The sequence below is a fragment of the Aerococcus sp. HMSC23C02 genome (assembly GCF_001806805.1).
In the GTDB taxonomy this organism is placed as follows: Bacteria; Bacillota; Bacilli; order Lactobacillales; family Aerococcaceae; genus Aerococcus; species Aerococcus sanguinicola.
The window spans coordinates 100,572-112,927 of the sequence record NZ_KV786043.1 but is presented as its reverse complement, the minus strand read 5'-3'; the positions used below and the strand labels follow the sequence as shown (position 1 = coordinate 112,927).

Here is a 12,356-nt window from a genome sequence, read left to right as displayed (position 1 = left end):
AAAAGAGGCCGGAACTTTTGTCCCAGCCTCTTTTCTAAATTCTTATCCGCTCGCTTAGTCATCCAACAAAGCTTGGTTAGCGGTAATGATTGAAATCTTATAAACATCTTCTTCGTTACATCCGCGTGAGAGGTCAGAAATTGGCTTAGCCATACCCTGTAAGATAGGCCCAATTGCTTCGAAGCCGCCAAGTCTTTGAGCAATCTTATAGCCAATGTTACCCGATTGGATTTCTGGGAAGACAAAGACTTTTGCTTGGCCTGCTACCTTAGAATCAGGTGCTTTTTGTTTGCCGACAGATTCAACGAAAGCCGCATCGAATTGTAATTCACCATCGATGTTGAAGCGTTCAGGCGCTTTTTCTTGAGCAATTGCCACTGCTTCAGCAACTTTCTCTTGTTGGGGAGCAGAAGCAGATCCCTTGGTAGAGAAGCTTAGCATAGCCACATTTGGTTCAATATCGAACAATTCAGCAGTCTTTGCAGATTCAATGGCAATTTCAGCCAGAGCGTCCTTGTCAGGGTCAATGTTAATGGCGCAGTCTGCGAAGACATAGCGTTCATCGTCACGAACCATGATGAAGGCACCTGAAGTGGAACGAACGCCTTCTTTAGTCTTAACGATTTGGAGGGCAGGACGAACGGTATCCCCTGTTGAGTGGACAGCCCCTGATACCAAGCCATCAACCTTGTCTTGATAAACTAACATTGTCCCGAAGTAGTTTTCATCTTTAAGAATTTCACGAGCTTGTTCTTCTGTTGCTTTGCCACGACGGCGTTCTACAAAGGCATCTACCATTTCATCAAAAGCATCGTAGTTATTGGGATCTACAATCTCAATTCCAGACAAATCGAAGCCGAATTCTTTTGCCTTAGCTTGTAAGTCATCAGGGTTACCTAGTAAGACAGGTTCCACTAAACCATCTTGCTTCAAGCGAACAACGGCTCCTTGAATGCGCTCTTCAGCACCTTCAGGGAAAACAATGCGCACTTTTTTGTCTTGAATTTTAGCTTTTAAGCTCTCAAACATATCCATTATTTTGACCTCCTAATTTATTATCATATGTCTACTTTTATCTTATCATACTTTGACCAAAATTCCTCTTGAAGTGGTCGAATTCTCACTCAATTCTTAGCGAACTTGGGCTCCCAACTCCTGACTTAGAGATTGAATTATAGCGTCCACATTAGCCGTAACCTCGTCGTCTTGGAGGGTGGCTTCTGGGTTCAGGTAAGACAGTTGATAAGCTAAAGATTTCTTACCTGCTTCGATCTTGTCACCAGTATAGAGGTCGAAGACTTGGATATCCCGCAAGTATTTGTTCCCTGCTTCTTGGATGCAGGCTTGGATTTCAGCGTGACTGACACTTTCATCAACGAGAAGGGCAATATCCCGCTTAATGCCTGGGAATTTTGGAATACTTTCTTGGACAATCGTTTGCTTAGGTAGGTCAAAGAGCCGGTCTAAGGACAGTTCAAAGACGTAAGTGGCTTGAGCCAAGTCATAGCTATCCGCTGTTTGTGGGTGGAGCTGGCCGATAAAACCAAGAACAATTTCTTCTTCCCCGAGATCAGCTAAAATACGGGCGGTCCGTCCTGGATGGGTATCAGCGATATCATGCGCAGCCTGGTAGCGGATACTGCAAGCCAGGTTCATGGAAGCGAGCAAAGCTTCAACAATCCCCTTCATCGCAAAGAAATCAACTGCCTGGTCTTGACCTTGCCAAGATTGGTCGATGCGGTTACCAGTCCAAACGGCTGCCAAGTGGTTTTCTTCAACTGGCTGGCCGTCTTCCCAGTAGGAAATGCGGCCGCTCTCATAAATGGCAACATTTTTGATATTGCGAGCGATATTATAACGGGTGATATCGAGATCAGTAGTCAGCAAATTGGTCCGCATGAAACGGTGGTCTTCACTCATCGGGAAGTCCAGCTCAACGGCTGCTCTTTCTTCTAATTGCAAGACATTTAAAGCTTCCGCACTGACCAAGTTATAGCCAATGACTTGGTTGAAGGAAAGAGCTTGCATGGTCTGACGAGCTCGACGGTCGAATTGTTGGCGCTCGGTCAGGCCAATTTTATAACCTTGGGCGTCAGGGAGATGGGAAGGAATCTTGTCGTAACCATAGATGCGAGCAACTTCTTCTGTTAAGTCAGCTGGAATATGAATATCCCAACGGCGTGGCGGAACAGTTACAGTGAAGTGGTCGGCATCCCCTTCTAAGCCAAATTGCAAGTCGGCAAAGACTTGTTCAATATCCTGGTAAGTTAATGCGGTCCCTAAGACACGGTTAATATAAGCCAAGGAAGAATCCACCTTCACATCCCCATGATCTAATGTAGAAGCTTGGGCAAATCCTGGTTCTAAGTCGCCCGAAGACCAGGCAACCATTAATTGAGCGGCATAATAGCCCGCTTCCGCGATCGTCGCTTGGTTAACCCCACGTTCATTACGCATGCTAGATTCGCTTCTCAAGCCTAAGCGGCGGGCTGTCTTACGAATATGGATAGGTTCAAACATCGCTGCTTCAAGCAAGACATTTTGTGTGGACTCATCAATTTCCGTATCGTAGCCCCCCATAACGCCCGCTAAGGCAATTGGCTTTTGGCCATCCGTAATCACGATATCTTCCTCCGTCAACTGACGCTCTTCGCCATCGAGAGTTTGCAGGGTCTCACCCGCTTGGGCCATCCGTGTTTCAATCTTGCCTGTTCCTAATTTATCGTAGTCGAAGGCATGTAGAGGCTGGCCGTATTCGAGCAAGACATAGTTGGTCGCATCTACAATATTATTAATAGGACGGATGCCTGACTTCATTAAGCGCACTTGGACAGCTAGCGGACTAGGCTGGATCTTCACATTGCGTACCAAGAAGGCATTGTATTCAGGGACCATGTCTGGATCATCCACTTGAATGGAGACAAGTTCTGCCAGGTCCGATTGCTTAGCGAATGTGTCAACATCTTCACTAGAAAACTCAGGCTGGCGGCCATAAATAGCAGCCACTTCCCAAGCATTCCCTCTGACTGACAAGGCATCTGCCCGGTTAGGTGTCACATCCAAATCAAGAATCGGATCGTCTAGCTTGAGATAGTCAACAATCGAAGTTCCGACTGGTGCATCTTCTGGTAAGACAGCAATCCCATTAGCAAATTCTTTAGGAACGACATTTTCTTCAAAGCCGATTTCTTCTAAGCTACAAATCATCCCTTGGGAAACTTGGCCGCGCAGTTTTCCTTTCTTAATCTTTACATTGCCTTTAATCCGTGAGTTAGGAAGGGCGACGATAACTTTTTGATTGCTTGCAATATTAGGCGCGCCACAGACGATTTGATAAGGCTCTTCTTCACCAACATCGACTTGGCAGATATGGAGGTGGTCTGAATCTGGATGGTCAACAAATTCGAGGGTATGTCCAACAACAACCTTCTTCAAGACACTCCCTAGATTTTCCAATCCATCGACTTCAATCCCTGTCCGTGACATCTTATCAGCGAGTTCTTCCGCTGTAATCCCCTCTAGAGAAATAAGTTCATTTAACCATTCAATTGATACTTTCATTTACTTGCTTACCCCTTTTCTTGGAACTGTGTTAAGAAGCGTAGGTCATTTTGGTAGAAGTGACGGATATCTTCAATTCCGTACTTCAACATAGCCACCCGGTCTGGCCCAATCCCAAAAGCGAAACCGGTATACCGCTCACTATCTACGCCTGACATTTCTAAGACATTTGGATGGACAACCCCTCCACCGAGGATTTCAATCCAGCCACTCTGCTTACAGATATTGCAGCCCTTGCCTCCGCACTTAAAGCAAGAAATGTCGATTTCAACAGAAGGTTCAGTGAATGGGAAATAGGATGGGCGAAGACGAATTTCCCGGTCTGCCCCGAACATGTGTTGGGCAAAGACTTCGAGGGTCCCCTTCAAATCAGCCAAGCCTACATTTTCAGCCACTACCAAGCCCTCAATTTGGTGGAATTGGTGGGAGTGGGTGGCGTCATCATCATCCCGACGGTAAACCTTACCTGGACTGATCATCTTAAGCGGACCCTTGGAGAAGTCGTGCTGGTCCATGGTCCGTGCTTGGACAGGTGAGGTGTGAGTCCGCAAGAGGACGTCCTTATTGACATAGAAGGTATCCTGCATATCGCGGGCCGGATGGTTTTCTGGTAGGTTCATCCGCTGGAAGTTGTAATAGTCGGATTCAATTTCTGGACCTTCGACAACTTCATAACCCATGGACACAAAGAGGGTCTCAATATCCGACATCACTTGGGCAATAATGTGTGGCTTACCGAGCTGAACTTCTTGACCAGGCAGGCTAACATCAATTGTTTCAGCTGCCAAGGCTGCTTCTAGAGCTTCAGCTTGGAATTTTTCCTCTTTTTGGTCCAATGCAGCCGCTAACTTGGTCTTCAATTCATTAGCGAAGGCCCCCACTTTAGGCCGTTCTTCATTGGACAAGTCCTTCATTCCCCGTAAGGTCTGGGTCAATGCCCCCTTCTTACCGAGATAATCAATCCGTAATTGTTTAACACCATCAAGATCCGTTAGCTGGGATAATTGATCATGCATTTCCTTCTCTAAAGCTTTCAATTGTTCAATGATATCCATGATAACTCCTTTTATTCAATGCCATTTAATTTAATAGAAAACAAAAAAGCCTTCCATCCCTCAAAGGGACGAAAGACCGCGGGACCACCCTTGTTTCAGCTGACAAAAATTACTGCTGACACTCAAAGCCTTTAACGCTGGCTTGCGGACACCTTTTCCATCCGGTCCCGGTGCCTACTCAAGAAGTGAAAGGGCCTAGTCCATGTAGAAGAAACTCTCAGTCGCTGATTTCTCTTCCTGGCTACACTTGTGACTATTTCCGTCTTCTATCAACGTGATATTACAACTTATTATAAGCAAAATTCAACTTAGCGTCAACTCAAATCCTGTATAAAGCCAATACCAGACCAAAGTTTTAAAACAGAAGCTATCAGCAAGTCTGAGTAGAAAAGGCTGAAGCATTTTGCCCCAGCCCTTTATTTTTTATATTAAATTTTATCATCTTTAGCCATCCACTCATCAGCCCATTGGTGAAGATTGTTAAGAACAGGTTCTAACTCCAGACCTTTTTCGGTCAGGCTATAGAGCGCCACCTGGTGGGAATCAATTTCTGTAGTTTTGCGACAAACGATACCTAACCGGCCCAGTTGACGCAAGCGCTCGATTAACACCCGGTCAGAAATACCATTGATACTGTCACGCAATTGCCCAAAACGCAAAGGCTCATTTAATAAACTTTGGATGATTAGACCGTTCCATTTCTTACCAATCAACTGAAAACCACGTTCAAATTTAGGACACAGTGTCGGCACGTGTTTCTCTGTTGTCATCTTAATCTCTCATTTCTTCTCTCAGGTCTAAGCCCAAGAAATATTTATAAACTTTACACTGGAAGCTTGTGCTAAAGTTACGGAAAAGCGGATAAGCAAAATCTTCGCAAGCTACCCACTTATCAACCATGGTCACGATATAAGATTCCCGATACTTAGGAAGTGCAGCCGTTGCCAGCCACATATGCTTAACAATAATATCTTCTTCGATTGGATTGAGGCTTGTTAAAGCACGCGAATTCTGCAAGGCAATGTAGGGATGGTTGCTTAAGTGATTGCCGTGTGAGAATGATAACTCGCCAGGCATATAATAGAACAAGTCATGCATTAAGCCTGCACGTGCCACCGACCGGTAGTCTAAACCTAACTTACGCGCAATCTTATAGCTCTTGTAGGATACTTGAAAAGAATGAATCATCCGGTTTCCATGAATATGTTGGGGGAAGCGTTCCAAATCTTTAATAAATTGATGGTCTTTAATATCGGCTACGAGCTCTAAGTAGTCGCTGTCAGATTCCCATGGTCGTGTGTGTTTGTGCATTCACTCATCACTCTTTCTACTTTCTAAATCACGGGACGATATTCGTACATCATAATTGCAGCTGCAATGGCGACATTTAAGGATTCAGCCTGCCCAGTCATAGGAATATGCAAACTGACATCCGCCAATTCAATACAGTCGGGGCTAACCCCGTTACCCTCATTACCTAATATAATGCCCCATTTTTTGGCATCTGTCAAACAGTAATCCTTGACACTCTGTGAATCACTGGACAGGGTGGAAGCAGCGATCCGGTAACCCTGGCTCTGCAATTGAGGGATGGCTTGGTCCAAGTCAGCCTGGACAATTTGGAGTTTGAACTGGCTCCCCTGCATGGCGCGCAAGGCCTTACTATTATAAGGATCAACGCTCCCTTTACCAAGGATCAGGCTGTGGTAACCTAGGGCATCCGCTGTACGGATAATAGTGCCCAGATTACCTGGGTCCTGGAGGCCATCGAGGAGGAGAATAGCAGAAGATGTCAACTGGTCAAGCGCGACCGGTTCAGGCAAGGGCATCACCGCAAAAACCGCCTGAGTGCTTTCTGTTTCTGCCAGATAACCGGCTAGCTGTGGACTGATCAATTGACAGTTACAGTTCGCATAATCAGCCTTAAAGCTAGCCTCCGTGCATAAGATTAATTCTGGCTGTTTTCCCGCTTCTAAGGCCATTTCCAATAAGTGAGGGCCTTCCAGAAGATAGCGCTTGGCCTTCCGCCTTCCCTTCGCTTGCTGCAATTTCTTAATGGCTTTAATCTGCGGGTTCTGTTTGGATTCAATCATCATCTTATTTGATTAAGCGGTAAATGGCTTCAGCATAGATAGCCATCGCCTTTTCAAGGTCTTTGAGGCGGGCGAATTCATTGGCTTGGTGCATGGTATCTGGTGAATCAGGGAAAAGTGCACCGAAGGCCACGCCGCGTTCGAAGAGACGCCCGTAAGTTCCGCCCCCGATCACTTTTTCTTGGCCAACTTCACCAGTATATTTCTCGTAAACATCGAGTAAGGTAGTTACCAAGGGGTCATCAGCTGGCACATAGTGGGGAGCCTTGTTCGACTTGCCATCTTCCCGGCTAAAGGCATAGTCTTGGCCGAGCTCATCCAAACGGCTACCAATCTCTTCATAGCTAATGCCCTGAGGCACCCGCATGTTTAAAGTGACCTTAACTTGGTCGCCCTCAACTGCAAAGACGCCTGGATTAAGGGTGAGATCTCCCATCACGTCATCATGGTGGGCAAGGCCTAATTTTTCCCCATAGAAGTCTTCGTGAAGACGGTCTGCCGTAAAGCTGATAAAGCTATTTTTAGCTAAATCGTCGCTCAGTCCCTGCAAGAAAAGAGCCAGGTAAGTTGCCGCATTTTCTCCTTGAGAAGGATCCATAGCATGGGCTGCTTTCCCTTCACAAGCGACAAGGACTTGCCCTTGGTCTGTTGCTTCAACCGTTAAGCTGGCAGCTGGATGAGCTTTTTGGAAGTCTGCTACAGCAGCTTGAACTTGGTCGAGATCTTTGTTCGCCAAACGGGCTTGGGCTTCAGCAGGCACCATGTTCTCACGCTGGCCGCCTTCAAAGCTGACTAAGTCCCCTTGGAAAGGTGAAAAAGTGAGATGACTGGTGTACTGGCCTTTTTCCCCATTAATAATGGGAAATTCAGCATCTGGTGAGAAGCCAAAGTCCGGTTTCACTTCGCTTTCAAAATAGCGGTCCATGCACTTCCAGTCGCTCTCTTCATCGGTCCCTACGATAAAGTGCACCCGTTTAGAAACAGGAAGTTCCAAGTCTTTAATAATCTTTAGGGCATAGTAAGCAGCCATGAGAGGCCCCTTGTCATCACTTGCTCCCCGGGCATAGAGCTTGCCGTCCTTGATCACAGGATCAAAAGGATCCGTCTCCCAATATTTATCCACAGGCACCACATCCACGTGGGCTAAGATACCCAGGATTTCGTCGCCCTCACCAAATTCAACCCGGCCGGCAATATTATCGATATTAGCGGTTTGGAAACCATCGCGCTCAGCCATAGAAAGGAAGGTCTCTAAGGCCTTTTTAGGGCCTGGCCCAACCGGTGCTTCTGCACTAGCTTGGCTGTCATCTCGTACACTATCCACTTTCAGTAAAGTAAAGAGGTCTTCATAATAAGCCTCATAGCGTTTCTGTGCTTCTTGTGTCCAATGAATTGTCATAAGGTAAACGCCTCCATCTTTTTTATCAATTATAGCATATTTCCCCTCAGTTTAAAGCCACTTACTATATGAAAGCTTTAAAAACTTTATAAAATTTAAATCTTTACGATCAAAAGAAAGAGGCAAGTTGCCCTGCCTCTTTATCTGAATGAGGCTTGAGAAAAGCTCCAGCCTCTTATTAATTAACGAACTTTTGTTAAAGTCTCCTATTTAATCACTAATTGGTCACCAATTTGTAGGAAATCAGACGTCAGATGGTTCCATTCCTTCAATTGGTCGACACTAACACCATGACGAACCCCAATCAACCAGAGCGAATCCCCTGCTTTGACGGTATAGTTGGTCTTTTCGGGGCTATTATCAGCCATCTGTTCTTTAACACCTGGCTTCATTTCCCAATCGATCACATAGTGGCCATTATCCCAGTTGACATAGAATTCTTTGTGGCGCTTGTAGTCAAAATTTTGACGCCCGTAACGGACAGCATCCTTAATGCTTTGGAAATTCTTGGCATCTCTGACATAAGGATTAGTGGTCTTCTCTGTTTGAGGAGCGTTTGAAGTCTTTTGGCCGGCTGCTTTCTTAACAAGCAGTTGGTCACCAGGATGGATCACAGAATTGGCATTCAGTTGGTTCCACTTCATCAAGTCATTAACCGTTACGCCTTCTCTTTGACTAATGGCCCAGAGTGAGTCGCCTGCTTTGACTTTGTAATTGGCCTGGCCTTGATGGCTTACTTTCACTTCTTTTGGCTTGGCGACTTGGTCTTTCATTTCCCATTCGAGGACATAGCGGCCATCCTTGCCTAAGTTCACATAAAATTCTTTGTGTTTGGTGTAATCAAAGTGGGCCCGCCCATATTGAACTGCTGTTTTCACATCATCAAAGCGCTTAGGATCAACTAAGCGTCCTTGTGCTGTGACTTCAGGAGCAGGAGTGGGCTTTACTTGATTATTTTCAGCTACTTGAGGGGCTTGGATGACTAGCTTTTGTCCAGGATGGATAACACTTTGAGCGGTTAAATGGTTCCACTTCATGAGATCTTGGATGCTGACCCCATGGCGGTGGCTAATGGCCCAGAGTGAATCGCCAGCCTTGACTTGGTAGTCACTAGCTTGTCCTTTTGCCTTGCTTTCTGCCTGATCAACCTTCACTTGAGGCGCTTGGCTTGCCTTAACTTGAAGCTTTTGTCCGGGATGGATGACGCTCTGTGGCGTCAATTGATTCCATTTCATCAGGTCTTGGATGCTGACGCCATAACGTTGGCTAATGGCCCAGAGTGAATCGCCAGCCTTCACAGCATAAGTGGCTGCGCTTGGAGCCTTCTTATCATCTTGACGAAGGGCAGGTTTTTGTCTTTGACCCGCTTGCATTTCCCAATCGACCGTGTAGGTGCCATCTGCTTGCCAATTCACATAGAATTGTTTGTGGCGCTTGTAATCAAAATGGTCGCGGGCGTATTTAACCGCTGCATTGACATCCTTAAAGGTCTTTTGGTCACGAACATAAGGGCTTCCAGTCTCTTCAGCAGCTTGTTCTGTTTCTGTGTTAGTTGCTATTTCTTTGCTTGGTGCTTTAGCCGGAGCCTTGACCACGAGTTGCTTACCAGGAAGAATCAGGCTATCCGTCTTGAGTTGGTTCCATGCCAATAAATCATCCAAGCTGACCCCATTATTCTTAGCAATCCGCCAGAGCGAATCGCCTGCCTTAACTTGGTAAGTCGTTTCTGCAGCTTCAGCTTGTTTTGCTGTTTCTGCTTTTGGTGCAGGACTTGTTGGCGTGCTCGTGCTAACTGGTGCTTGATTTTCTAGCTGGCTAGCAGGCTTTGCAGCTTGACTGGCTGGCTCTTGTGTCTGAGCTGCAGGGCTTTGGTCTTGGATATACAAGGTATCCCCTGGGTGCAAGACATAGTTATCCTTCAGTTGGTTCCAGTTCTTCAATTGGTCAATGCTGACGCCATAAGTATTCCCAATCTTCCAGAGTGAATCTCCCGCTTGAACCTGGTGTTGGTTAATTTCATCAGCTTTTACACTTTCTCGACATAATTGATAAGCGGCAGTAGATACTAAGGCAAGTGATGCAAGTGATAATTTCTTAATAACTTGTCCTTTATTCTTTGTCATTGCTTCCATTGTTAAAACCCCCTCGCTTTAACATTTAATCTTCTAAGTGCTTCTATCATACCGCTAACCAAGAGGAATGGGAAGGCTTTTGTTACAAATATTTCATAGTTATCGTAACATTTGTAATATTAATTAAATTTATGGGGAGACTTCCCTTCCTATCTTTATTATAACGTAAAGCAAAACTTAATGCTAGCGCTTTCATATTTGGGATAAATAAAAACACAGCAAACTTTAGAACTAGTTCGCTGTGTTTAAAAAAACTAGCTAAGTCCTAACTTGCGGCGCAGCTCTTCAGCGCGTACACCGAGAACCAGGTCTAGCTTGTGGCTCTTAAGCATTAAGAGGAGGTAAACCCATACCGCAACGGCAACTACCAAGAGGCTAATGACAATTGAGCCGAGGAGATTAGGCATGGGCAGGAGATAAGCTAGAATCAAGTAGAGCAGGCCTGCCACAAGGAACATAATAAAGGCAGAGAGAACAATCGGTAAACTTTCATTTAGGAGTTCCCGGTAGCGGAAGCCAACTAAACGATGGATGTGGTAGAGATAGTAGAGAGAAATCGTTGTGAAAGAAATAATCGTCGCTAGCATAGCGCCAGGTGTTCCGAGGAAGTAAATTAGAGGATATTGCCATACTAACTTCATCACCAAGCCCAGAGCTAGGCCGATTACCGCTTGCTTATGGTGGTCCATTGCCTGTAAGACGGAGACTAGGACCGAGTAAGCGCCCATTCCCAGAGCGGTGAAGCAAGAAATTCTCAAATACATGCTACCTAAAGCATCCGGCCGATAAACTAAATTATAAACGGGGCCGGCCAAGATAAAGAGACCTAAAGCTACTGGCAACATAACCATTAAGAAGAGTTGCAGGTTATGAATGACCAAGTGGCTAGTCTCGCGTAGAAGGGGTTGGCTAGTTGATCGTTCCTGATGGTCCAATTCCCGTGAATAAGTATTCGCAATCACTGGAATAGAAGTTGCTCCGATAGCCAGGGCCAGGGAGACGAGGACAGTCACTAATTTATTAATATTAGCGGAAAAGATCCCGTATTCGTAAATGATATCAGCCTGTCCTAAATTGCTCACCTTCTCCATGATAGGCATGAAGGTATTGGTATCGATCAACTGGGTTAATTCAATACCAGAGCCTGTAATGATGAAAGGAATGGCGATCATAATAATTTCTTTGATCATCCCGGACGTTTTGACCTGGTAGCTGGCCTTCTTAGTCAGTGACACCGGATACTCCTTGCGGTGGCGCAAATAATAGAAAGCTAGGGTCAAAATGGCCACTGCCCCACCGATGAAGGCGGCAAAAGTCGAATAGCTAACCGCAGTGACAACAGAGCCATCGAAGATACGACGGATGACATAAACCGACGCCAGCATATAAGCCACCCGGAAAAATTGTTCCGTAATCTGAGAAATGGCACTTGGCTTCATATCCTGATGACCTTGGAAGTAGCCCCTAAAGATCGAAAGTAAGGGGAAGAGAATCAAAGCAGGCACTAAAGACCGAATGGTAAGAACAGCATGGCTGACCTCCCGTGTTGGCGTCGATTCTGCCAGCCAGGGCGCTGCGAAGAAGAGGACGAGGCCCGAAACGAGGCCCATTACTAACATGAGAATGGTCCCACTCCTAAAGAGCTGCTGGCTCGTGTCATATTGTTTACGAGCATTGTAGTAGGCCATCTGCTTAGCGATGGCTGAAGGCACACCGGCTGTAGAGATGACCAAAAAGATTGAATAGTATTTATAGCCGATATCATAAAGGGCATTGGCTTCGGCCGCGGTTTGGGGATCTCCCATCCAGCGGACCCAGGGAATAATATAAAGCAAGCCGAGTAATCTGGAAGCAAAGGTCCCCACTGTCATCCAGGCTGAGCCCGAACTCATACGCTCGGCAGCATCCGATCGAATCGGAGCTTTTTCGTTTTCCATTTAATATTCCAACTCTCTTTCATTGGATGAACCAAAGTTAATTTAAACATTAACTACATGATATATAATTCAATTTCACTTTGCAATAACTTGCCTGTCAAATTTACAGAATTATAAGGTCAAAAGAAAAGATATAGCCCGCTTCAGAAAAATCTCTGAAGTGGGCTATCATCTCATTT

At 45.7% G+C, this 12,356-nt stretch carries 9 protein-coding genes; all 9 read right to left on the bottom strand.

Translation table 11 applies throughout. The features are described from left to right. Nucleotides 1–54: 54 nt before the first annotated feature. On the bottom strand, nt 55–1,035 hold the full coding sequence (gene pta, locus HMPREF3090_RS01915) for a phosphate acetyltransferase (protein ID WP_070485797.1): 981 nt from the start codon (nt 1,033–1,035) through the stop codon (nt 55–57). Between the two features lie 96 nt (nt 1,036–1,131). Further along, nucleotides 1,132–3,561: a phenylalanine--tRNA ligase subunit beta gene (gene pheT, locus HMPREF3090_RS01910; RefSeq protein WP_070485796.1), complete on the bottom strand. Its 2,430-nt coding sequence runs from the start codon at nt 3,559–3,561 to the stop codon at nt 1,132–1,134. 8 nt (nt 3,562–3,569) lie between these two features. Then, a complete protein-coding gene (gene pheS, locus HMPREF3090_RS01905) occupies nt 3,570–4,616 on the bottom strand; it encodes a phenylalanine--tRNA ligase subunit alpha (RefSeq protein WP_067975734.1) in 1,047 nt (348 codons plus the stop codon). A 428-nt stretch (nt 4,617–5,044) separates the two neighbouring features. Further along, nucleotides 5,045–5,386 (bottom strand): winged helix-turn-helix transcriptional regulator, encoded by a 342-nt coding sequence (locus tag HMPREF3090_RS01900; protein ID WP_067975730.1) that lies wholly within the window; start codon nt 5,384–5,386, stop codon nt 5,045–5,047. 1 nt (nt 5,387) lies between these two features. Beyond that, entirely contained in the window at nt 5,388–5,927 is a 540-nt protein-coding gene (locus HMPREF3090_RS01895; RefSeq protein WP_070485794.1) for an HD domain-containing protein, read from the bottom strand. A 23-nt stretch (nt 5,928–5,950) separates the two neighbouring features. After that, on the bottom strand, nt 5,951–6,709 hold the full coding sequence (locus tag HMPREF3090_RS01890; RefSeq protein WP_070486003.1) for a TrmH family RNA methyltransferase: 759 nt from the start codon (nt 6,707–6,709) through the stop codon (nt 5,951–5,953). A gap of 4 nt (nt 6,710–6,713) precedes the next feature. Beyond that, nucleotides 6,714–8,108: a dipeptidase PepV gene (gene pepV, locus HMPREF3090_RS01885; protein ID WP_067975721.1), complete on the bottom strand. Its 1,395-nt coding sequence runs from the start codon at nt 8,106–8,108 to the stop codon at nt 6,714–6,716. A gap of 206 nt (nt 8,109–8,314) precedes the next feature. Beyond that, a complete protein-coding gene (locus HMPREF3090_RS01880; protein ID WP_070485792.1) occupies nt 8,315–10,240 on the bottom strand; it encodes a LysM peptidoglycan-binding domain-containing protein in 1,926 nt (641 codons plus the stop codon). Nucleotides 10,241–10,494: 254 nt separating this feature from the next. Next, on the bottom strand, nt 10,495–12,177 hold the full coding sequence (locus HMPREF3090_RS01875; protein ID WP_067975710.1) for a putative polysaccharide biosynthesis protein: 1,683 nt from the start codon (nt 12,175–12,177) through the stop codon (nt 10,495–10,497). Nucleotides 12,178–12,356 lie beyond the last annotated feature (179 nt).

Excerpts from the sequence above, each read along its gene's own strand:
- pta (WP_070485797.1), bottom strand. The coding sequence starts at position 1,035 with ATGGATATGTTTGAGAGCTTAAAAGCTAAAATTCAAGACAAAAAAGTG.
- pheT (WP_070485796.1), bottom strand. The coding sequence starts at position 3,561 with ATGAAAGTATCAATTGAATGGTTAAATGAACTTATTTCTCTAGAGGGG.
- pheS (WP_067975734.1), bottom strand. The coding sequence starts at position 4,616 with ATGGATATCATTGAACAATTGAAAGCTTTAGAGAAGGAAATGCATGAT.
- HMPREF3090_RS01900 (WP_067975730.1), bottom strand. The coding sequence starts at position 5,386 with ATGACAACAGAGAAACACGTGCCGACACTGTGTCCTAAATTTGAACGT.
- HMPREF3090_RS01895 (WP_070485794.1), bottom strand. The coding sequence starts at position 5,927 with ATGCACAAACACACACGACCATGGGAATCTGACAGCGACTACTTAGAG.
- HMPREF3090_RS01890 (WP_070486003.1), bottom strand. The coding sequence starts at position 6,709 with ATGATTGAATCCAAACAGAACCCGCAGATTAAAGCCATTAAGAAATTG.
- pepV (WP_067975721.1), bottom strand. The coding sequence starts at position 8,108 with ATGACAATTCATTGGACACAAGAAGCACAGAAACGCTATGAGGCTTAT.
- HMPREF3090_RS01880 (WP_070485792.1), bottom strand. The coding sequence starts at position 10,240 with ATGGAAGCAATGACAAAGAATAAAGGACAAGTTATTAAGAAATTATCA.
- HMPREF3090_RS01875 (WP_067975710.1), bottom strand. The coding sequence starts at position 12,177 with ATGGAAAACGAAAAAGCTCCGATTCGATCGGATGCTGCCGAGCGTATG.